Source organism: Streptomyces sp. NPDC088817 (assembly GCF_044750345.1).
GTDB lineage: Bacteria > Actinomycetota > Actinomycetes > Streptomycetales > Streptomycetaceae > Streptomyces.
On sequence record NZ_JBIVJN010000007.1, the window covers coordinates 24,540 to 45,045 of the forward strand.

The 20,506-nt window shown below is 74.0% G+C and carries 19 protein-coding genes; 7 read left to right on the plus strand and 12 right to left on the minus strand.

All coding sequences use genetic code 11. From position 1 onward, the window contains the following. Positions 1-22: 22 nt before the first annotated feature. The 7 genes from ACIP4X_RS14585 to ACIP4X_RS14615 form a co-directional block, all read right to left on the minus strand. Complete coding sequence (locus ACIP4X_RS14585; RefSeq protein WP_358735876.1) at positions 23-901, minus strand: hypothetical protein; 879 nt, start codon at positions 899-901, stop codon at positions 23-25. A 52-nt stretch (positions 902-953) separates the two neighbouring features. Next, positions 954-2,480 (minus strand): hypothetical protein, encoded by a 1,527-nt coding sequence (locus tag ACIP4X_RS14590; RefSeq protein WP_401348573.1) that lies wholly within the window; start codon positions 2,478-2,480, stop codon positions 954-956. 281 nt (positions 2,481-2,761) lie between these two features. Then, positions 2,762-3,622, minus strand: a complete 861-nt coding sequence (locus ACIP4X_RS14595) for a GDSL-type esterase/lipase family protein (protein WP_391456597.1) — start codon at positions 3,620-3,622, stop codon at positions 2,762-2,764. Then, positions 3,619-4,782 (minus strand): glycosyltransferase, encoded by a 1,164-nt coding sequence (locus tag ACIP4X_RS14600; protein WP_358735871.1) that lies wholly within the window; start codon positions 4,780-4,782, stop codon positions 3,619-3,621. The genes ACIP4X_RS14595 and ACIP4X_RS14600 overlap by 4 nt, the downstream gene beginning before the upstream one ends. After that, on the minus strand, positions 4,779-5,906 hold the full coding sequence (locus ACIP4X_RS14605; protein ID WP_358735869.1) for a glycosyltransferase family 1 protein: 1,128 nt from the start codon (positions 5,904-5,906) through the stop codon (positions 4,779-4,781). Before ACIP4X_RS14605 ends, ACIP4X_RS14600 begins: the two co-directional genes overlap by 4 nt. 139 nt (positions 5,907-6,045) lie before the next feature. Further along, a complete protein-coding gene (locus ACIP4X_RS14610; RefSeq protein WP_391456592.1) occupies positions 6,046-7,464 on the minus strand; it encodes a HEAT repeat domain-containing protein in 1,419 nt (472 codons plus the stop codon). 324 nt (positions 7,465-7,788) lie between these two features. Then, entirely contained in the window at positions 7,789-8,181 is a 393-nt protein-coding gene (locus ACIP4X_RS14615; protein ID WP_401348578.1) for an ankyrin repeat domain-containing protein, read from the minus strand. 311 nt (positions 8,182-8,492) lie between these two features. Here ACIP4X_RS14615 and ACIP4X_RS14620 point away from each other — a divergent pair, with 311 nt between their 5' ends. Together ACIP4X_RS14620 and ACIP4X_RS14625 are read left to right on the plus strand one after the other, a co-directional pair. After that, entirely contained in the window at positions 8,493-8,687 is a 195-nt protein-coding gene (locus ACIP4X_RS14620) for a hypothetical protein (protein ID WP_100567939.1), read from the plus strand. 40 nt (positions 8,688-8,727) lie between these two features. After that, on the plus strand, positions 8,728-10,305 hold the full coding sequence (locus ACIP4X_RS14625) for a hypothetical protein (RefSeq protein WP_391456590.1): 1,578 nt from the start codon (positions 8,728-8,730) through the stop codon (positions 10,303-10,305). Positions 10,306-10,342: 37 nt separating this feature from the next. On the opposite strand, the gene ACIP4X_RS14630 is transcribed toward ACIP4X_RS14625, so the two are convergent. Next, a complete protein-coding gene (locus ACIP4X_RS14630) occupies positions 10,343-11,842 on the minus strand; it encodes a PLP-dependent aminotransferase family protein (protein WP_358735861.1) in 1,500 nt (499 codons plus the stop codon). 99 nt (positions 11,843-11,941) lie between these two features. Here ACIP4X_RS14630 and ACIP4X_RS14635 point away from each other — a divergent pair, with 99 nt between their 5' ends. The 4 genes from ACIP4X_RS14635 (at position 11,942) to ACIP4X_RS14650 (ending at position 15,433) form a co-directional block, all read left to right on the plus strand. Beyond that, positions 11,942-12,571 (plus strand): hypothetical protein, encoded by a 630-nt coding sequence (locus ACIP4X_RS14635; protein ID WP_358735860.1) that lies wholly within the window; start codon positions 11,942-11,944, stop codon positions 12,569-12,571. A 17-nt stretch (positions 12,572-12,588) separates the two neighbouring features. Then, a complete protein-coding gene (locus ACIP4X_RS14640) occupies positions 12,589-13,356 on the plus strand; it encodes a glycerophosphodiester phosphodiesterase (RefSeq protein ID WP_401348583.1) in 768 nt (255 codons plus the stop codon). Between the two features lie 73 nt (positions 13,357-13,429). Further along, complete coding sequence (locus tag ACIP4X_RS14645; protein WP_401348586.1) at positions 13,430-14,779, plus strand: MFS transporter; 1,350 nt, start codon at positions 13,430-13,432, stop codon at positions 14,777-14,779. 279 nt (positions 14,780-15,058) lie between these two features. Further along, the gene (locus ACIP4X_RS14650) at positions 15,059-15,433 is read left to right on the plus strand and encodes an RNA polymerase-binding protein RbpA (RefSeq protein WP_003977404.1); all 375 of its coding nucleotides are present in this window, start codon (positions 15,059-15,061) and stop codon (positions 15,431-15,433) included. A gap of 114 nt (positions 15,434-15,547) precedes the next feature. Here ACIP4X_RS14650 and fxsA read toward each other — a convergent pair whose 3' ends face one another. The 4 genes from fxsA to ACIP4X_RS14670 all read right to left on the minus strand — a co-directional run bounded on the left by fxsA (position 15,548) and on the right by ACIP4X_RS14670 (position 19,675). Then, positions 15,548-16,102 carry an FxsA family membrane protein gene (gene fxsA / locus ACIP4X_RS14655; protein WP_358735854.1) on the minus strand — a complete coding sequence of 185 codons (555 nt, stop codon included), beginning with the start codon at positions 16,100-16,102 and terminating at the stop codon, positions 15,548-15,550. 90 nt (positions 16,103-16,192) lie between these two features. Beyond that, the gene (locus ACIP4X_RS14660) at positions 16,193-16,993 is read right to left on the minus strand and encodes a polyprenol monophosphomannose synthase (RefSeq protein ID WP_358735852.1); all 801 of its coding nucleotides are present in this window, start codon (positions 16,991-16,993) and stop codon (positions 16,193-16,195) included. Positions 16,994-17,540: 547 nt separating this feature from the next. Further along, a complete protein-coding gene (locus ACIP4X_RS14665) occupies positions 17,541-19,145 on the minus strand; it encodes an amidohydrolase (RefSeq protein WP_401348589.1) in 1,605 nt (534 codons plus the stop codon). A gap of 89 nt (positions 19,146-19,234) precedes the next feature. Continuing rightward, positions 19,235-19,675, minus strand: coding sequence for an Lrp/AsnC family transcriptional regulator (locus ACIP4X_RS14670; RefSeq protein WP_100567930.1), 441 nt, complete (start codon positions 19,673-19,675; stop codon positions 19,235-19,237). Positions 19,676-19,909: 234 nt separating this feature from the next. Here ACIP4X_RS14670 and ACIP4X_RS14675 point away from each other — a divergent pair, with 234 nt between their 5' ends. After that, positions 19,910-20,356, plus strand: a complete 447-nt coding sequence (locus ACIP4X_RS14675) for a hypothetical protein (RefSeq protein WP_358735848.1) — start codon at positions 19,910-19,912, stop codon at positions 20,354-20,356. Positions 20,357-20,506 lie beyond the last annotated feature (150 nt).

A 20,506-nucleotide genomic window follows, 5' to 3' on the forward strand; every position in this document is an offset into this window, starting at 1 on the left:
GGAGGCTGAGAGGTCTCGGGCCTCAGGAGTGGAACGGCAGCCCCGCGTCGGCCACCAGGTCCAGGTCGTCGGTGTCCTCGGCGGGCAGCAGGCTCGGGGTGCCGCCGGTGACCGGGACGACGCCCAGTTCGAGGAGTTCGGCCAGGGCGGCGCTGCCCGCCATGTCGCGCACCTGGAGCTGGTAGCGGGCCGTCGTGCGGTACGTGCCGCCGCTCTCGTCGCCGGTGCGCTGGAGGAACCCGGAGTCGGTCAGGAACGCCAGGGCCTTGGCGACGATGCCCGTGGTCGAGGCGGCCGGGCGGCGCGCGTCCTTGGTGGCGCCGGTGGCACTGCGTCTCGCCCAGATCCGCCAGGCGGCCTCAAGCCCTGGCGCGTCGGTGGCCGGGTCGGTGTTCTCGCCGCGCTGCTCGGCGCGTTCCTCAAGTCGGCGGCAGGCCTGGCGGACGAAGGCGTCGACGCCGTTGACGGTGACGCGCCCGATGTAGCCGTCGTCGGCGAGGTCCTCGGGGCGCGGGAACGCCAGGGCGGCGACCGCGAGGTGGGCCAGTCCGTGCAGGAAGCGGTCGGCGGAGTCGGCGGCCGTGCGGCGCGCGTAGTCGCTCATGCGGACGGCGAACACCGAGTCCTCGGCGGCGGTGACCGCCATCCCGGCGCGCGGGGACACCTCGAGCACGACCAGCCCGAGTCCGGCGGCCACGGCGTCCGCGAGCCGCGCGAACGCCGGGTCCTCGCGGTGGCGGCGCAGCAGATCCGCGTACTCCTGGTCCCGGGCGGGCTGCAGCTTGGGCTGGAGCCCGAAGGCGACGAGCCGGGCCGCGTCGGCGGCGTCGGCGGGTGTGACGGCGACCGCCGTGGGCGCGCCTGCGGCTTCCGGCTCACTCCGGTCGACGTGCTCGGTCACGGTTGGGGCTCCTTGCTGCGGTGTCGCTCGTGCGTGGGGTTGCCGGCGGGGCTCACGCCGCCTCCGTCCGGTCGGCCGCCATGCCCGCCGCGTCCAGCAGTGCCGTGCCGACGATGAGGTCGGCGCCGCCGAACTCCTGATCGTCCAGTGCGGTCCCGTCGTCCACGGCGAACAGCAGCTTCTCCTCGCCCTGCCGGTAGGCGGTGCCGACCGGGGGGCTGGCCGCGTGGACGGCCAGCAGGGCGACCAGGTACGGCAGGTCGGGGTCCTGGTCGCGGGCCTCGGCGAGCAGGCCCGACAGCCGTCGCGGGGCGTCGGCCGGCAGGTCGAGGAGTTCCATGGCGGCCGCGAGCTGCTCCTCGCTGAACCGGCTGTCGTCCGGGGTGGCGATCAGGTCGGGCTCGGGCATCTCGGCGCCGAGGTGCTCCCGCTCGACGGGCGGCGTCAGCAGGATGTCCACGAGGTCGGTGACGCGGACGGACACAGGAGTGCGCAGCCCCGTCCCGCGCGCGAAGAAGGCGTCCGTGACCCGGATGGCCTGCTCGAGCGGCAGCGGGAGGGTGGGCGCGAGCAGATGGCCGTAGAGGTCGGTGCCCGAGGTGGTCAGGGGGGTGGCGAAGGCCTGCCGGTCCTGCTCGGCGCGGAACAGGGGGCCGGCCTCGAGGAGCCGGGACTGCAGCTGGGTGTGTCTGCGGATGCAGTCCTTGACGATGTCCACCAGCTCGGCGGCGCGCCGCTTGTGCTCGGGTTCCTCGGACTCGTCGCGCGCCCTGCGGATGTTGGTCAGGATCGCGTTCTCGTGGCGGTAGCGGTCGGCGACGTGGTCAAGGGCCTCGGCGATCATGTCGGGGACGGCGCCGAGCCAGTCCACCGCCCGGACGTTGCGCCGGGTCGCCTCCAGGGCCCTGCGCAGGGTCTCCGAGTACTGCACAGTCCGGTAGCGGGCCTGTTCGGCGGCGAGCTGGGCGTCCGCGAGGCGGCCGCGGCTGATCAGCACCTCCAGCTTGACCTCGGCGGCGATCTGGGCGCTGGTGACGTCGGTGTCGAGGGCGCCGACGAGGACGTTGACCGCCTCGTCCGTCGTGCGCAGGTAGACGGTGCCGCCGGGTCCAGGGACCTCCTCGATCAGCTTGAAGTCGTAGTCCCGGCGGACATATGTGCCATCCGTGCCGAAGGTGCCGTACACCGCGCGGAAGCCGCGGTCGACGCTGCCGACGTTGATCAGGTTCTCCAGGACCCAGCGGGCCACGCGCTCGTGCTCGCCGGCCGGGCGCCGCGGGGCCTGTGCGGCGACGCGCGGGAGGAGCCGGGCGACGACCTGGTCGTGGTCGGCGCCGGTGTCGAAGTCCATGTTGAGGGTGACGAGGTCGATGGCGGCGAGCGCGACCTCCGCCATGCCGTACCCCGAGTACTCGCCGGCGAGATTGGCCTTGCGGGCGTCCAGGTCGTGCAGCGGCGCGGTGCAGGCGAGCGCGCGCAGCCGCCGCGCCAGCCCCTCGTCGGCGGCCGGCCCCTGGGCGGGGCGCGGCCCCGCGCTGAGCTGGGGCGGAACACTGTCCGTCGATGCAGGCGAAGTCACGGTGCACAGATTAGGTCCTTGGTCCGACAAGGACCCAAACGGCGCGGACCAGGCCGGCGCCGTGCGTCTTCGCGCCCGCCCTCGGGCGGGCCCGGAGGAGTCGCGGCTGGTGCACGGCCCGTCGGCCGCCGTCGGCCGTGCCGGGTCACGCGCGACGAGGCGGGCGAGGGCGGTTCGGCGTCCACCGAGAAGTTCGGCGTCCACCGAGGAGACCGGCTCGTCCCCGCGGCGCGGCCACTTCGGGCTCGGGCCGAGCCGGGCTCAGCCCAGTGGGGCCCGGCTCACGCCACTTCCGGCTCCGGCCCCTCCGGTGCCGACAGTGCGGCCAGTGCCGCCGACACCGATGCCGACGACCGCAGGTCGAGGCGGGTGCTGGTGCCGCGGGCCCGGTGGCGGAGTTCGTCGGCGGCCAGGGTGAGGAGCTGGGGCAGCAGGTCGGTGCAGCGGCGGGCCACCCAGCCGGTGCCCGCCGTGGCCAGCCACCACAGGCTCGCCGACCTGGTGGGCGCGGGGAACTCCGGCTCGGGCGAGGGGGCGGGTCCGCTCGCCACGCCCGCCTCCGCGAGCAAAGCGTGGAAGCGCACGGCGAGTTGGCGGTGCCCGCGCTCCCCCGGGTGCAGCCGGTCCGCGCTCCACATCGCGCGGTCGGTCAGCCACTGGCCCGCCTCGGCGTGCAGGTGCACGGCCCCGTACCGCTCCGACAGGGCGTGCACCACCGTGTTGACCGCCCGCTGCCGCCGGGCCAGCGGACGGGCCAGCGCGCCGGGCAGGCCGAGCATGGCCCCGGGGTCGGGCAGACAGGCCGTCAGGAGGACCGCGCGCCGGTGCGTGAAGGCCGCGTAGACCTGGTCGAGGCGGGCGGCCACGGCGTGGATGTCGAAGGTGCGGCGCAGTGTGTCGTTGACGCCGACGACGACCGACACGACGTCCGGGTCCAGGTCGAGCCCGGCCGGGGTCTGCCGCTCCAGCACGTCGCGGGTCTGCGCCCCGCTGACCGCGAGGTTGGTGAACTCCACGGCCGCGGGCCTCTCGGCGAGGCCGCCGGCGAGCAGGGCCGCCCAGCCGCGCCATCCGTCGCCCGTGGGATCTCCGACGCCCTCGGTCAGCGAGTCCCCGAGGGCGACGAAGCGCACCGGTCTCATGCCACGCCCTCCGTCTGCGGGCGCCGTACCGGTGCCGGGACGTCGTGCGCGGCGAGGAACGCGTCCACGGAGGCCGTCCAACCGAAGCACTCCGCACGCGCGCGTGCGGCCTCGCGCCGCTCCCGCTCCGGGCGGGCCAGCAGGCCCTCCACGGCGTCGGCGAACGCCTCGCCGTGGTCCGCCGCGCTGTCGCCGGCCGAGCCGATCACCTCCGGCAGCGCGGAGGAGGCGCTGGCCACCACGGGGGTGCCGCAGGCCATCGCCTCCAGCGCGGCGAGCCCGAAGGTCTCGGCCGGGCCGGGCGCCAGGCACACGTCGGCGGAGGCCTGGAGCGCGGCGAGCCCGCCGCGGTCGCGGACGTGCCCGAGGAACGTGACCGGCAGCGCCCGCTCACGGGCCCGCTGCTCCAGTCGCGCCCGCAGCGGACCGTCCCCGGCCACCACCAGCACCGCCCGCCGTCCGCGCCGCAGCAGCGCCTCCAGCGCGTCCAGGGCGTTGCCGGGCCGCTTCTCCACGGACAGCCGGGAGCACATCACCAGCAGCGCCTCGTCGTCGCGCGCGTGCCGGGCGCGCTGTGCCGCGTCCCGCAGCGCGGGGTGCCGCTCCACCAGGTCGACGCCCAGGGGCGCGCGTACGACGTTGCGCGCGCCGACGCGCACGAACTCTCGCTCGGCGAACTCGGTGGTGCACACCACGCGCGCGTAGGTGTGCGCGGTGCGGAGGTTGAGGGCGTCGGCTGCCCGCAGGGACAGGGCCTGCGGCACGCCCCAGGTGCGCAGTACGCCGTCGGCGGTCTCGTGGGAGACCATCACGGCCGGGACCCGGGCGCGCCTGGCCCACTTGCCGGTCCACCGCAGCGTCGTGCGGTCGGACACCTCGAGGCGGTCCGGTGCGAGTTCCTCCAGGAGGGAGGCGACCCGCCGCTTGTCGGTGAGGACGCGGTAGCCGCCGGTGCCGGGCAGCAACGGCCCGGGCAGGGTGATCACCCGGCCCTGGTCGGTCTCCTCGTCGGTGTGGCGGTCGCCGGGAATGACGAGCACCGGTTCGTGGCCGGCCGCCTTGTAGCCCTTGCCGAGTTCACGCAGGGCGGTGCGCAGTCCGCCGGAGGCGGGGGCGACGAAGTTCGCGAGCCGTACGAGGGTGAGCGGCGTGGTGGTCATGCCGCCACCGCCGTCCGCCGCGCGGCGAGCACGTCCTCGTAGTGGTCGATGAGCTGGTCGCCGATCGCCGCCCAGGTGCGCCCCTCGACCGCGGTGCGGCCGGCCGCGGCGAACGACGCCCGCAGCGCCGGGTCGGCGGCCAGCGCCCACACGGCGTCGCGGACGGCGGCCGCGTCGCGCGGCGGGACCAGGAACCCGGTGCGGCCGTGGTCGACCAGGTCGAGCGGGCCGCCCGCGGCGGGTGCGACGACGGGCACCCCGGAGGCCATGGCCTCCTGCACGGTCTGGCAGAACGTCTCGAAGGGCCCGGTGTGCACGAAGACGTCCAGCGAGGCGAAGACCCGCGCGAGGTCGTCGCCGGTGCGGCGGCCCAGGAAGACGGCGCCGGGCAGGGCCTCGGTGAGCTGGGGCCGGCTGGGCCCGTCGCCCACGACGACGACCCGGACGCCGTTCATCCGGCTTGCCCCGGCGAGCAGTTCGACCTGCTTCTCGGGGGCGAGCCGGCCGACGTAGCCGACGATCAGCTCACCGTTCGGGGCGAGTTCACGGCGCAGTGCCTCGTCGCGGTGCTCGGGGCGGAAGCGGACGGTGTCCACTCCGCGGCCCCACAGCCTGACCCGGGGCACGCCGTGCGCCTCCAGGTCCTTGAGGGCGGCGCTGGAGGGGGCGAGCGTGAGGTCGGCGGCCGCGTGGACGGAGCGGATGCGCCGCCAGGCCGCGGCCTCTCCTGCGCCCATGTAGGTGCGGGCGTAGCCGGCGAGGTCGGTCTGGTAGACGGCGACGGCGGGGATGCCGAGCCGGGTGGCGGCGGCCATGCCGCGGACGCCGAGGACGAAGGGGCCGGCCAGGTGGACGAGGTCGGCGCGGTGCTCGGTGATCGCCGCCGCGACGCGCCGGCTGGGCAGGGCGACGCGGACCTGGGGGTAGCCCGGGAGCGGGAGGGAGGGGACGCGGACGACGGGGCACGGCGCGGGGGCGTCGGGCCCCATCGAGGCGGCGGTGGCGGGAGCCACGACGAGGGGGGCGTGACCGCGATCGACGAGGTGCCGGGCGGTCTGGAGCGCGCAGTGGGCCACGCCGTTCACATCGGGGGGAAAGGATTCGGTCACGATGACGACACGCATACCCGTGTTGTCGCCGTGCTGGACGTGCCCGCGTCAACGTGGATCTTTCCTGGCGTGGAACGTCCCATGAGCGTTGGGCTGTGGGGCCCGGTCGGACCGCCCCCGGCCACGCGCTCCTGGCCCCCGGGTCACCGGGGGTTCACACGGCGGGCGCGTCCGGTCCGATCCGGCTGCGTACGGCGGTCTGGACCTCGTCCTCCTCGGCCGGGTCGGCGGCGAGTCTGCGCAGTCGCTCGACGACGCGCGTGTCGCCGGTCTCGGCGTGCCGGGCGGCGATCTCGCGGGTGGTCTCCTCGCAGTCCCACAGGCATTCGACGGCGAATCCGGCGGGGAAGGAGGGGTCGGTGGCGGCGAGGGCGCGGGCGGCGCGACCGCGCAGATGGGAGGAGGCGGTCTCGCGGTAGATGTGGCGCAGCACGGGCGCGGCGCAGGTGATGCCGAGCCGTCCGGCGCCGTCGACCAGGGTCCACAGGGTGGGAGCGTCGGGGCCTTCGCCCCGGACCGCCTCGCGGAGGGCGGCGAGGACGAGGTCGCGGTCCCGGACCGTGCCGCGGCAGGCGAGCACACGTCCGGCGGCGGCGCCGAGCGGGTCGGGGCGGCGGGCCCAGCCGCGTGCCCGGTCGACGGCGGCGGCGCCGCGCATGCGTTCGAAGGCGTCGACGGCGGCCTCCACCACGGTGGCCGAGCCGTCGGACACCGCGGACTCGACGAGGTCCAGGGCCTCGGGGTCGTCGCCGTCGGCGAGGTAGCGCAGCGCGGTGCAGCGGGCCGCGTCGGTGCCCGCCCGGGCGGCGCGCAGGATCTCGGGCCGGTCCTCGGGGCCCGCGACTGCGGTGAGACAGCGGGCGGCCGGAACATGGCGGGCCGCGCCGCGTTCAGCGCCCTGCTGGGCCCAGTCGAACACCGCCTGCACGCTCCACCCGGGCCGGGGTCCGGTGGGGCGCATCTGGCGCTGCCAGAGGTCGAAGGAGCCTGTCTCGTGCGCGGCACGCACGCGTGTGGCGACCGACTCGCGCGGGTCGTCGGCCCACAGCCGCCACGGCCGGGGCTCGAAGGCGTCGCGCACCGCGGCGGCCAGCTCGGCCTCGCCCTCGGCGTCGGTGGAGAAGCGCGCAAGAACCGGCGCGGCGAGGGCGCGCAGCCCCGCGTCGTCGTCCCTGAGCGCCAGTTCGTCCAGGGCCCAGGCCCAGTTGGCGCCCGTGGCGGCGTACCGGCGCAGCAGGGCGAGCGCGTCCCGCCTGCCGTAGGAGGCGAGGTGCCCGAGCACGGCGAGGGCGAGTCCGGTGCGTGACTCGTCGGTGTCGAGGGCGTCCTCGGGGTCGAGGAGGTGCTCCTCGATCCGGTCCAGTTCGCCGTCGAGGTCGAGGAAGAGCCGGGCGTAGTAGAGGGAGCGGTTCTCCACCTGCCAGTCGTGGCGGGGGTCGCTCAGCACGCAGTGGTTCAGCGCCGCCAGCGCCTCGGCGCGGGGGGCGGTGAGCGCGTGCAGCGTGCCGTCGCCGCGGCCCCGCTGAAGCAGGCCGAGCAGCGTACCGCTGGGCGCTATGACCGGATCGAACATGGGAAACAGCCTCACATCAAGCGTCGACGCAACCGGGGATCTCGCACTACCTGGCCGCGCGACAACACGTCGGGGCGCCCGCCGTCCGCTGCTTGCTGTAGACCATCTTCCTCTGCCTCTCGTCGGTGGCCCAGGCGGGCCGGATCACGGCCCGCGCGGTGCGGCAACACCTGCCCAGCCATCGCGTCCGTGAACCACGACGTCATGATGACCCGGCGCCCGCGCTGCCGCGACCGAAATTTCGGGCGGCCCCGTACCGCCTCCCCCGTTGTTCGTGTCGTTCCTGGTCAGAAGGGCCGGAGCGAACCGCTCGCGGCCCGGGGATCAGCTCTCGCCGAACATCTCCAGCAGCTCCGCCCTGCCGAACATCCGGGCCGTGTCGACGGCCGAGGGGGTGCCGGCGGACGGGTCCGCGCCGCCCTCCAGGAGGGCCTCGATCACTTCCTGCTCGCCCTTGAAGACCGCTCCGGCGAGCGGGGTCTGGCCCCGGTCGTTGACGCGGTCGGCGTCGGCGCCCCTGGCCAGCAGCGCGCGGACGGCGGACGCGTGGCCGTGGTAGGCGGCGAGCATCACCAGGGAGTCGCCGCGGTCGTTGGTGAGGTCGGCCGGGACGCCCGCGTCGACGTACGCCACGAGGGCCTCGGTCCGCCCCTGCCGGGCCAGATCGAAGATCTTGGTCGCCAGCTCCACGACCTCGGGGTCGGGGGCTTCACTCATCGGCCGGACCGCCTCTCACTGCGAACGTTCGGTACTGCGGGGAGCAAGCGTACGGCGGTCCGCGCAGGTCGGCCGTACGGGTGAATCGCCAGCGTACTGGCTTGTGCGCCACATGACCGGGGGTGCCCGAGGTAATGATCTCCACGGACGCGGTCGGACGTCACAGTGCCGCTCAGGCACCCCAGGGGACTCCGCCACCCGAAGGAAATCGAACGAAATTCACCCATTTGCACCTTTTGTCATATGGATACATGCTGTGATGCTGGAAGAACCTAGGGTGACAGTCCCCACTCGACACCAGGAGACCTCCCATGATCCTCTCCGTCTCAGGCGTGATCCTGTTCGGCATCGTCACTGTCGTCTTCTTCCGCAAGGACGGACTGAAGCCGTCGCACGCGTGCGTGTCCGCCATGTTCGGCTTCTACCTCTCGAGCACGGCCATCGCCCCGAGCATCAAGGCCGGCGGCGAGAGTCTGGCGAGCCTTCTGGGCGGCATGAGGTTCTGACGACGTCCGTCCCTCCCGTACGCATCTCCAGGAGGCAGCAGTGACCCGGCGCCCCCTCCCCCGCATTCTGAGCACAGGCAGCGCGCAGCTCACCCGGAGCCGGGAACTGGCACGGACGGCGGCGGACAGCGCCACCGACGTCCTCCACCCGCTGATCACCATCACGCGTGGTCTGCGCCGGCTGGCCTCGGCCGGACGGCGCAAGTGGTCGGACACGCCGAAGGACCGGCGCGGCCCCCTGATGTTCCTCGTGGTGTCGCTGTTCCTGGTCGTGGCGCTGATGCCGTACGGCCCGCTGCTCGCCGCCGTCGTGCTGATGGCGGCGGCGGCCTGGCACGGCCGCGACCGCACCCCGCCGAAGACCGAGGGCCCGGACGAATCGCGCGTCCAGCGCCTGACCTCCCTGTACGAGGCCCTGGTTCCCTACTTCTCGGCCGCCGAGGACCCGGCGCCGCTGTACGCGCACGGCGGTGCCTGGGAGAAGGCGTTCCCCGCCTTCGAGTTCGACGACTCGGGGCGCGTGCGCCACCTGGTGATCCGGTACCCCGGGTACTTCACCGACGGCGAGACCGAGTCCCGCGCGCGGATCGAGCGCCTGCTCACCCTCAAGGCCGGCCGCGGCCGCGAGTACCTCTTCTCCTGGGACGAGGAGGGCAACCAGCTCACCTTCACCGCGCTCGCCCCGCTGCCCGTGGACATCGCCGCGCAGCGCTTCGTCACGGCGCCGGGCGAGACCGTGCTCGGCTTCACCGACCCCACCGAGGTCCAGCGCACGCTCCCCCTCGGCTACGGGGAGGAGCGGCGCGACGTGCCGCCGGTCGTCTGGCGCACGGGCCTGCGCTCCACCGAGCCGCACCTGCTGGCCCTCGGCCAGGCGGGCAGCGGCACCTCGACGCTGCTGCGTTCCGTCGCGCTCCAGGCCCTCCAGCACGGCGACGTGCTGATCGTGGACGGCGGCGGCACCGGCGAGTTCGCCTGCCTGACCGGACGGGACGGGGTGCTCGCGGTCGAGTGCGGGCTGGCCGGGGTGCTGGCGAGCCTGGAGTGGGCGGCCACCGAGACCGAGCGCCGGCTGATCGCCGTCAACCGCGCGCGGCAGGCGGGCCATCCCCCGCCGGAGGACACCAAGCGGCCGCTGTGGCTGCTGCTCGACCGGCCCACCGCGTTCACGCACCTGGCCGCCGCGGACGGCCGCAAGGATCCGCAGGCGCTGCTCCAGGTGCCGCTGCGGCACGGACGCGCGGTCGGCGTGGCGGTGGTCGTGGCCGAGCAGTTCGACTGCGCGGAGGCGCTGAGCGACGCGGTACGGCAGCACACGCGTGCGCGTGTCGTGCTCGGGCCGGCGACCGCGGAGCAGCTCAAGGCGGTGCTGGGGGCGCCCCCGCACACGACGCCGCCGCCCGTCGTCCCGGCGGGACGCGGGTACGCCCGGCTGGGGACGAAGCCGGTCCACCGGCTCCAGGTGCCGGCCACGCCCGACCCCTACGACGACGCGACGAACGACGCCCATCGCCAGGCCGTGCTCGATCTCCTGCCGCCGAAGACCACACCGGCGGACGGGGAGCGGGTGCCGGAGCCCACGGAGGCCGTGACGGAGGAGGTCGTGGAGTCCTCGTGAGGGCCGGGGCCCTCACGACCCCCGCGGAGCCGCGCGCTCAGGCGACGAACGTGCGAGGCGACTCGCTCCCACCGGACGTTCCCGCCGCCACCAGCCGGGCCGCCGCCGCGAGCCGTGCGGCCGCCTCCTCCGCCACCGCTCCCGCGACCGTGAACGGCAGCCGGACATAGCCCTCGAAGGCCCCGTCGACACCGAAACGCGGGCCGGAGGGGACGCGGACGCCCACCCGCTCGCCCGCCTCGGCGACGCGGGAGCCCGACAGGCCGCCGGTGCGCACCCACAGCGTGAGCCCGCCGCCGGGCACCTCGAACTCCCAGTCGGGCAGCTCGCGCCGGACCGCCGCCACCAGCGCGTCCCGGTTGTCGCGGGCCTGGCCCCGCCGGAGCTCCAGGGCCTCCTCCCAACCCCCGGTGCTGAACAGCCAGTTCACGGCCAGCTGCTCCAGCACGGGGGTGCCCAGGTCGGCGTAGGCCCGCGCGGCGATCAGGCTGCGGATCACGTCGGGGGCGGCCCGCACCCAGCCGATGCGCATCCCGGCCCAGAAGGCCTTGCTGGCCGAGCCGACGGTGATCACCGTGGATCCGGCCGGGTCGAAGGCGCACACCCGCCGCGGCATCCGGAGCCCCGGGTCCAGGTACAGCTCGCTCATCGTCTCGTCGACGACGAGCACCGTCCCCGCCGACCGCGCCGCCTCCACGAGCCGGCGCCGCTGCTCCTCGTCGGCGAGCGCGCCGGTCGGGTTGTGGAAGTCGGCGACGACGTAGGCGATCCGGGGCGCGGCCTCCCGCAGCACCTGGCGCCAGCGGTCCAGGTCCCACCCGGTGAGCCCCTCGGCCATGGCGACGGGCACGAGGCGGGCGCCCGCCTCCCGCATGAGCTGGAGGATGTTGGCGTAGGACGGCGACTCGACGGCGATGCGCTCGCCGCGGCCCCCGAAGAGATGGCAGATGGCGTCGATGGCGCCCATGGCGCCGGTCGTCACCATGATCTGCTCGGGCATGGTGGGGATCCCGCGGGCGGTGTACCGCTCGGCGATCATCGACCGCAGTGCGGGCAGCCCGGCCGGATAGTCGCCGTGGGTGTGGGCGTACGGCGGAAGTTCCTCCAGCGCGCCCTGCACGGCGCGGGTGAGCCACGGCTCCGGGGCCGGCAGCGCCGCGGTGCCCAGGTCGATCATCGAGCCCAGTGCCTCCGGCGGCAGGGGTTCCAGTCCTCGCGCGGGCAGCGGATTCCCGGCCGGTACGGCGGTCCAGCTGCCCGCGCCGCGCCGGGACTCCAGGAAGCCCTCGGTGCGCAGGGCCTCGTACGCGGCGGCGACCGTGGTGCGGCTGACGGAGAGGGACAGCGCGAGTTCGCGCTCGGCGGGCAGCCGGGCGGCCACCGGGACCCGTCCTTCGAGCACCAGCAGCCGGATGCCGTCGGCGAGCGCGCGGTAGGCGGGCGGGCGGCGTGAGCCCGGTCCCGCCGGGCGTTCCTGCTGGGACTTGAGCAGCCGAGCGAGCTGCGCGGCTCCCACCGCCGAGGTCCACTGCGCCATGACGACCAGTCCACCTTCCTCGAATTGGCCATGGATGGAACATCTCCCCCCGCCACAGAGTGTCATCCACCAGGCCACTTCCACCACCAGGGGGACGCTTTGTCCGCACCGGCCCGCCTAGGGCGTCGACTGACCCAGCTCTACGCCGGCCTCGTGCTGTACGGCGCGAGCTCCGCGCTCCTCGTCCGGGCCGGCCTGGGTCTGGAACCGTGGAACGTGCTGCACCAGGGCCTGTCCGAACTGACCGGCCTGACGATCGGCACGGTCGCGATCGTCGTCGGCGCGGTCGTGCTGCTCCTGTGGGTCCCGCTGCGCCAGCGCCCCGGCCTCGGCACGGTCTCCAACGTCTTCGTCGTCGGCCTCGCCATGGACGGCACCCTCGCCCTGCTGCCCGACGCCCGCGGCCTGGTCGTCCAGGTTCCGCTGCTCATGGCGGGCATCGTGCTCAACGGGGTGGCCACCGGCCTCTACATATCCGCCCGCTTCGGAGCCGGCCCCCGCGACGGGCTGATGACGGGGCTGCACCAGCGCACCGGCCGCTCGATCCGGCTGATGCGGACGGCCGTGGAGGTGGCGGTCGTGGTCACCGGCTTCGCCCTCGGCGGCACGATCGGCGTCGGCACGGTGCTGTACGCGATCTCCATCGGGCCACTGGCCCAGCTCTTCCTGCGGCTGTTCGCCGTTCCGGCGCCGGCCGGAGACAACGCCGTTGCCGCCGGGACACCCTGACGAGCCATACTGCGTCCGTGACCACGCCCGTACGCCACCCCTACCTCGACCATCCGGGACCCATCCCGTTCGCGCACCGCGGCGGGGCGGCCGACGGGCTGGAGAACACCCTGGCGCAGTTCCGGCGCGCGGCCGGACTGGGCTACCGCTACATGGAGACCGACGTCCACGCCACGGCGGACGGCCGGCTCGTCGCCTTCCACGACGCGACCCTGGACCGGGTGACCGACGGGGCGGGCCGCATCGCGGACCTGCCGTGGGACGACGTGTGCCGGGCACGCGTGGCGGGCCGGGAGCCGGTACCGCTCTTCGCGGAACTCCTGGAGGCCTTCCCCGAGGTCCGCTGGAACGTCGACGTCAAGGCCGAGCCCGCGCTGCGCCCCCTGCTTGACCTGATCGAGCGGACGAACGCCTGGGACCGTGTCTGCGTCGGCTCGTTCTCCGAGGCCCGCGTGGTCCGGGCGCGGCGGCTGGCCGGGCCGCGCCTCGCGACCTCGTACGGCACCCGCGGCGTGCTGGCCCTGCGGCTGCGCTCCTGGGGCCTGCCGGCGGTGCCGCGCCGGTCCGCGGTGGCCGCGCAGGTGCCCGTGTCCCAGTACGGCGTCCCGGTGGTCGACCGGCGGTTCGTCCGCACCGCCCACGCGCGCGGGCTGCACGTGCACGTGTGGACGATCAACGAACCCGCGGAGATGCACCGGCTCCTGGACCTCGGTGTCGATGGCATCATGACCGATCACATCGAGACGTTGCGCAAGGTCATGGAGGAGCGGGGCGTCTGGGCCTGAGGCCCGGAGCGCCCCCGTCCGTCTTCGCGGACCGTCGGCAACAGGGGAAGCAGCGGGGAAGCGAGGGCGCGGGGTGGGCAGTGACACCGTGCGGGCAGGGCAGGCCGGCGACGAGGCCGCCGACCGGCGCCGCGAGCAGCGCGGCTGGTACTTCTACGACTGGGCGTGCTCCGTCTACTCGACGAGCGTGCTCACCGTGTTCCTCGGCCCCTATGTCACGGCGGTCGCCGAGTCGGCGGCCGACCCGGACGGGTTCGTGCACCCGCTGGGCATCCCGGTGCGGGCCGGGTCGTTCTTCGCCTACTGCGTCTCGGCGTCCGTGATCGTGGCGATCGTGCTGATGCCGATGGCCGGAGCGGCGGCCGACCGCACCGGCCGCAAGAAGCCGCTCCTCGCGGCCGCCGCCTATGTGGGCGCCGGCGCCACCGCGGGCCTGTTCTTCCTGGACGGCCACCGCTATCTGCTGGGCGGTCTGCTGCTGGTCGTCGCCAACGCGTCGGTGGCCGTCTCGATGGTCCTCTACAACTCCTACCTGCCGCAGATCGCCCCGCCCGAGGAGCGCGACGCGGTCTCCTCGCGCGGCTGGGCCTTCGGCTACGCGGCCGGCTCACTGGTGCTGGTGGCGAACCTCGTCCTGTTCACCGCCCACGACCGCTTCGGTGTCTCCGAGTCGACGGCCGTGCGCATCTGCCTCGCCTCGGCCGGTCTGTGGTGGGGTGTCTTCACCCTCGTCCCGCTGAGGCGGCTGCGCGACCGCCGCACCGCGCCCGCCACGAAACCGGTCCACGGCTGGCGCCAACTCGCCGCCACCGTCCGGGACATGCGGGGCAAACCGCTCACTCTGTCCTTCCTGCTCGCCTACCTCGTCTACAACGACGGCATCCAGACGGTGATCTCGCAGGCCTCGGTGTACGGCTCACGGGAGCTGGGCCTGAGCCAGTCGACGCTCATCACGGCGGTGCTGATGGTGCAGGTGCTGGCGATCGCGGGGGCGCTCGGCATGGGACGGCTGGCCCACAGGTACGGGGCCAAGCGCACGATCCTCGGCTCGCTGGCCGCGTGGACGGTGATCCTGGCGGCCGGGTACTTCCTGCCGGCCGGGGCGCCGATGTGGTTCTTCGTGCTGGCCGCCGGAATCGGGCTGGTCCTCGGCGGCAGCCAGGCGCTGTCCCGGTCGCTGTTCTCGCACCTGGTCCCGCCCGGCAAGGAAGCCGAGTACTTCTCGGCGTACGAGATGAGCGACCGGGGCATGAGCTGGCTGGGACCACTGCTGTTCGGGATCACCTACCAGCTCACCGGCAGCTACCGGGACGCGATCCTCTCGCTGGTGGCGTTCTTCGCGATCGGGTTCGTACTGCTCGCCCGGGTTCCGGTGCGCCGCGCGATCGGCGACGCGGGCAATCCGGTTCCCGAGCGGATTTAGCGCTCGGGGCGAAAGGGCGGTAGTGTACGCGTTTGGCCTGCCAGGCGTACCGTTACTGCGTGTCAAAGATGCCGAAACGCTGGGTGACATCTCCTTACAGATGTGACAAACCGGGCGCCGGTGGGTACTGCACTGGTTGACAAGGCTGCGGCTACGACGGCGACGCATGACCCGGAACGGGACATCGGAACGGGAATCTTTACCGCCGACCGGACGTTGACCGGATGACGACGACAGCGACACCTGTCCTGTGGGCGACAAGCCCGGGAGGCACGATTCATGAGTGAGCGAGCTCTTCGCGGCACGCGCCTCGTGGTGACCAGCTACGAGACCGACCGCGGTATCGACCTGGCCCCGCGCCAGGCCGTGGAGTACGCATGCGAGAAGGGGCATCGTTTCGAGATGCCCTTCTCGGTCGAGGCGGAGATCCCGCCGGAGTGGGAGTGCAAGGTCTGCGGGGCCCAGGCACTCCTGGTGGATGGCGACGGGCCGGAGGAGAAGAAGGCGAAGCCGGCGCGTACGCACTGGGACATGCTGATGGAGCGGCGCACCCGCGAGGAGCTCGAAGAGGTCCTCGAGGAGCGTCTCGCCGTGCTGCGGTCCGGCGCGATGAACATCGCCGTCCATCCCCGGGACAGCCGCAAGAGCGCGTAGTCCCCGCCGGGGGCCGGGCCGATTCGCAGCGCACGCCACGCATGCACATGGCAGCGGGCGCCGTACGATTCTGTACGGCGCCCGCTGCCATGTCTTCTTCCGGCTTCCGGGGTGTCAGCGGGTCAGCGGCGGGCGCTGCTCGTCCGGGGCGTCCGGCTCGTCCCGGATCACCTCGCCCTGGACCACCTTGCCGTCGGGGCGGTGGATGCGGGCCTGCTGGAACGCGTCGCCCAAGGTGCCGGGCCCGGCCTCGCGCAGCCTGCGGTCGACGGTCCGCCCGGCATAGCGGCTCACCGCCTGCTGGACCGGCGGAAGCAGCAGGAGCAGGCCCACCGCGTCCGAGATCACACCGGGGATCATCAGCAGCAGGCCGCCCAGCATCATCAGGCCGTTGCCACCGCGGCGCGCGGAGGGGGCGCCGCCCTGCTGGAGTGCCTCGTTCAGGTTCTGGAAGGCACGGCGGCCCGCCCGCTTGATCACCACCGCGCCAAGGACGACGCCGGCGACCAGCAGCGCGAAGACCGTGATCCCGCCGGCCGCTCCGGCGACCACCGTCAGCAGCCAGATCTCCAGCACGATCCACACCGCGAGAGCAAGCGGCAGATACCGGCGGGGCCCGGAAGGCCGGGGCCGGGCCGAGTACGAAGAGGTCGGAGCGCCAGTCGTCATGCATCCAGTGTGCCTGGCCGCTGCTCAATGCCGGATAAGGGCCGGCGCCTCCCGCCCGGACCGGACCGGGCCGGATCCGGACGAAGGAGCCTATGCCTGGGGCTTGCCGCCCCGGCCGGTGATCTTGGTCACCCGCTCCCCCACGCCCCACGCGGTGACCCGCCACAGCGCCTCGACGAGGATGTCCTTGCTCATCTTGGAGTCGCCGTGCTCGCGCTCGACGAAGGTGATGGGAACCTCGACGACGTGGTAGCCGGCCTTCACGGCGCGGCGGGCCAGGTCGACCTGGAAGCAGTAGCCCTGCGAGGCGACCTCGTCCAGGCCCAGGCCCTCCAGCGTCTCCCGGCGGAAGGCGCGGTAGCCGCCGGTGATGTCCCGCAGGGGCAGGTCGAGGGCGAGGCGCGAGTAGGTGCTGCCCCCGCGGGAGATGAACTCGCGGGACTTCGGCCAGTTCACCACGCGCCCGCCGGGCACCCATCGGGATCCGAGGACCAGGTCGGCGCCCCTGAGGGCGGTCAGCAGCCGGGGCAGTTCCTCGGGCTGGTGGGAGCCGTCGGCGTCCATCTCGATCAGGACGCCGTAGTCGCGCTCCAGGCCCCAGTGGAACCCTGCGAGGTAGGCGGCGCCGAGGCCCTCCTTGCCCTTGCGGTGCAGCACGTGCACGTGCCCGTCCTCGGCCGCCAGTTCGTCCGCGAGCTTGCCCGTGCCGTCGGGGCTGTTGTCGTCGGCCACGAGGACGTGCGCCTCGGGGACGGAGGTGCGCACCCGGCTCACGATCGTCTTGATGTTCTCCGCCTCGTTGTAGGTCGGAATGATCACCAAGGCCGTGCCGAGAGGGCCGAGTCGCCCGTCCCGGGAGCCGGCCGCGGGGTTGCCGTCGCCGTCGTTCACTGCTGCCCCTTCATGTCCGTGCGCAGGGGACCACCATAGTGGCCCCGGCCTGCGAGGACGTGACATCGCAGGCGTACGGGGGTGTCGATTCGGCAAGAGCGGGGTAAGAGCGTCCCGTCCCGATCGTGCCATGGCTCCGCCCGTGCGGCGGAATGGGGGCCCGGCGCCCTTCGGGCCGACCTGGGACCCGCTGGCTGCGGATCGACCGAAAGCCGTTGTCTACTGAGCGCCCGGGCCCCACCCGGGTCACACCTTGCCGACCTCCGGAACGTTCCCCCGCGGACGCGGGCGCTGAGCCTGGCTGCCAGCGACGGTGACCCGGTGCGGCACACCGTCCCTGACCCAGCGGCGCCGTGACGCGGGTACGGAAGTTCCCCGGCCGGGCGTCCGGTGGTGGACCCGGCAGAACCTACCGGCCCGCTGCCGTCGCCTGTCAACCAGTGCCTTGACCTGTACAAACGCCCATCACCACCGGGCCGGTGCGGAGGATGCGCAGGTCGCGCGACCGGGCGCCGGGCGCAGGGCGGCACCGCGCGCCCACGGGAGATCACTCGCCCGGCCGTACGAACACCGTCCGTCCGCCCACCACGGTCCGCAGGCAGACGGGCAGGTCACGGCCCGGAGTGAGGTCGGGCAGCCCGGGTGTGCCCGAGCGCGGGTCGGTCGACCAGCGCGCGACCCGGTCGTCGGGGGCCTGGACGACGAGTTCGCCGGTGCTCCAGACGGCGTAGTCGGCGGGGGCGCCGGGCACCAGGACGCCCGCGTCGTCCCGTCCGACCGCCCGCCAGCCGCCGCGGGTGTGCGCGGTGAACGCGGCACGCACGGAGACGCGGTGCTCGGGGGTGCGGTGGAAGGCCGCCGCCCTCACCGTGCCCCACGGGTCCAGGGGTGTGACGGGGCTGTCGGAGCCGAAGGCAAGGGGGACGCCGGCGCGCAGCAGGGCCGCGAAGGGGTTCAGCGTCCGGGCCCGCTCGGTGCCGAGACGCTGGGCGTACATGCCCTCCTCGCCGCCCCACAGGGCGTCGAAGGCGGGCTGCACGGACGCGGTGAGGCCGAGTTCGGCGAAGGCGGCGACGGTCTCCGGGGTGAGCATCTCGGCGTGCTCGACACGGTGCCGGGCGGCGCGCACGCGGGCCGGGCCCACCTTCTCGGCGGCGGCGCGCACACCGTCGACGACCGCGGTGACGGCGGCGTCGCCGATGGCGTGGAAGCCCGCCTGGAGGCCCGCCTCGGTGCAGGCGGCGACATGGGCGGCGACAGCGGCCGCGTCCAGGTAGGCGGTGCCGGTGTGGGCGGCGTCCGTGTACGGCGCGTGCAGGCAGGCGGTGTGCGAGCCGATGGAGCCGTCCACGAAGAGGTCTCCGGCGGCACCGTGGGCGCCCAGCCCGCGTGCCTTGTCGACGTCCGCCTCCGCCCAGTAGCCGACGACCCGGGGGCCCGGTTCCCCGGCGGCGAGCCGCAGCAGGCCCGTGAAGTCGTCCTCGGAGGAGATGCGCGGGCCTCCGCACTCGTGCACCGAGCCGATGCCCAGGGAAGCGGCGCGGGCGAGCGCGGCCCGCTGCGCCGTGGCGCGCTGGGCGGGGGTGACCGCGGCGAACGCGGCGGCCCGCACGGCGTGGTGGGCGTCGGCGGTCAGCGGCCCGTCCACGGGTCCGCGGACCTCCGGTACGAGGTCGAGCAGCGCCGTGGTGACGACCGCGGAGTGCACGTCGATACGGCTGAGGTAGAGCGGTCGGCCGCCGGTGGCCTCGTCGAGTTCGGCGCGCGCCGGGGGACGTCCGCCGGGCCAGCGGGCCGCGTCCCATCCGTGGCCGAGCAGGACGCGGTCGTCCGGGCGGGCGGCGGCGAAGTCCCGTACCAGGGCGAGCGCCGCCTCCAGGGAGGGGGCGTCGGACAGGTCCAGACCGGTGAGGGCGAGGCCGGTCGCGGTGGTGTGCACATGGGCGTCGGTGAACGCCGGGGTGACGAGGGCGCCGTCCAGGTGGACCACCTCGTCGACGCCGTCGGCGAACGCGTCCGCCGCCCCCTCCGAGCCGACCCAGGCGACCTGGCCGGCCTCCACGACCATGGCGGTCGCGAACGGGTCGGCGGGACTGTGGATCTCCCCTCTGCGCAGCAGGACGGTCCGGACCTCGGCAGCACGCTCACTCATGCCACCAGTCTCCCGCCTCCCCCGGACCCGCCCGCACGCAGGTCGCCCCGGCACGCTCCGGAGCTCCGCCGCGGGCCTGCCGGGTGGCGTCAGACGCGGGGCGGGCGGGCTTCGTACGGGGTGGAGAGGACCACCGTCGTGCGGGTCGAGACGCCCGCCAACGTGCGGACGCGGGCGAGCAGTTCCTCCAGCTCGTGCGGGGTGGAGACACGCACCTTGAGGATGTAGTTCTCGTCTCCGGCGACGCTGTGGCAGGCCTCGATCTCGGGGACCCCGGCCAGGCGGTCGGCGATGTCGTCGGGGGCGCTGGGGTCGAAGGGTTTGACCGAGATGAAGGCGGTCATGGGCAGCCCCACGGCCTCGGCGTCGACGACCGCGGCGTAGCCGCGGATGACGCCGCGCTGCTCCAGCCGCCGCACCCGCTGGTGCACGGCCGACGTGGACAGACCGGTGGCCTTGCCCAGGTCGGTGTAGCTCATCCGCCCGTCCTTGACGAGCAGCTGCACGATCTGTCGGTCCAGCTCCTCCATGGCGCAAGAACCTACAGGGCGCCCGATCTCCCAGGACAGTGGAGCGGCCCGGGTCGTGCGCCGTCGGCGGACAAACACACCACGGCGGGCACCTGCGCACGGCATGTGACCAACGCCACACGCCCCGAAGCCCCTCCGTGATGCTCTCGTGATTACCGGCGAGAGCGGACGGGAAGTGCTTGCTGTGGTCGAGGCCGCAGCGCCTTCACGGCCCAGCCTTAGGGGGAGAATCCCATGCAGAGTCTCAAGCGCCCTGGTCGTTCTGTGCCCAGGCGACGGCAGTCGGTCGTCGAACTCCAGCCGGAGTGGCTGGAATCCGATACCGACGACGATGTGGACGGCGCGGAAGCCGACGCCTACGACACCTTCGAGATGTACCGGGTGATGTGCCCGGAGTGCGCGCAGCCCATCGCCCTGCTGGCGGACGAGGAGGTGCTTCCGGAGCACGCGCTGTGCGCCTCGCCGTGGAACCCGTTCGGGCTCACGGTCTGCGCCGGTACGGGCCTCTGGGCGTCCGAGGCCCGGCCCGCGGACGAGTCCTTCGGTCCCCAGGAGCAGGGCACCGCGCTGCTGCTGACGCTCCCGCAGGGCCTCGACTGGCGCACACAGCCCTTCTCGCACGTCGGCGGCCCGGGCTCCCGCCCGATGCGCGTGCCGCAGCTTCGCCGGTACGCCGCCTGAGCGGCGCCCCGGCAGTGCCGGGCGCCCTCGTCCGTCCGTGCGCCACGGCCCTGGCACGCAGGCCGCCGTGGTGCTCAGCAGCCCACCCGCTTCCCGGAGGCCGCCGGCCCGGACGCCGGTGAACTCACGCTCGATTCCGCCGGGCGGTGA

Coding starts and splice junctions, on each gene's coding strand:
- ACIP4X_RS14600 (WP_358735871.1), bottom strand. CDS start 4,782: ATGACCACCACGCCGCTCACCCTCGTACGGCTCGCGAACTTCGTCGCC.
- ACIP4X_RS14675 (WP_358735848.1), top strand. CDS start 19,910: ATGCAGAGTCTCAAGCGCCCTGGTCGTTCTGTGCCCAGGCGACGGCAG.
- ACIP4X_RS14595 (WP_391456597.1), bottom strand. CDS start 3,622: ATGAGACCGGTGCGCTTCGTCGCCCTCGGGGACTCGCTGACCGAGGGC.
- fxsA (WP_358735854.1), bottom strand. CDS start 16,102: ATGACGACTGGCGCTCCGACCTCTTCGTACTCGGCCCGGCCCCGGCCT.
- ACIP4X_RS14630 (WP_358735861.1), bottom strand. CDS start 11,842: ATGGCGCAGTGGACCTCGGCGGTGGGAGCCGCGCAGCTCGCTCGGCTG.
- ACIP4X_RS14665 (WP_401348589.1), bottom strand. CDS start 19,145: ATGAGTGAGCGTGCTGCCGAGGTCCGGACCGTCCTGCTGCGCAGAGGG.
- ACIP4X_RS14620 (WP_100567939.1), top strand. CDS start 8,493: ATGATCCTCTCCGTCTCAGGCGTGATCCTGTTCGGCATCGTCACTGTC.
- ACIP4X_RS14615 (WP_401348578.1), bottom strand. CDS start 8,181: ATGAGTGAAGCCCCCGACCCCGAGGTCGTGGAGCTGGCGACCAAGATC.
- ACIP4X_RS14610 (WP_391456592.1), bottom strand. CDS start 7,464: ATGTTCGATCCGGTCATAGCGCCCAGCGGTACGCTGCTCGGCCTGCTT.
- ACIP4X_RS14650 (WP_003977404.1), top strand. CDS start 15,059: ATGAGTGAGCGAGCTCTTCGCGGCACGCGCCTCGTGGTGACCAGCTAC.
- ACIP4X_RS14670 (WP_100567930.1), bottom strand. CDS start 19,675: ATGGAGGAGCTGGACCGACAGATCGTGCAGCTGCTCGTCAAGGACGGG.
- ACIP4X_RS14605 (WP_358735869.1), bottom strand. CDS start 5,906: ATGCGTGTCGTCATCGTGACCGAATCCTTTCCCCCCGATGTGAACGGC.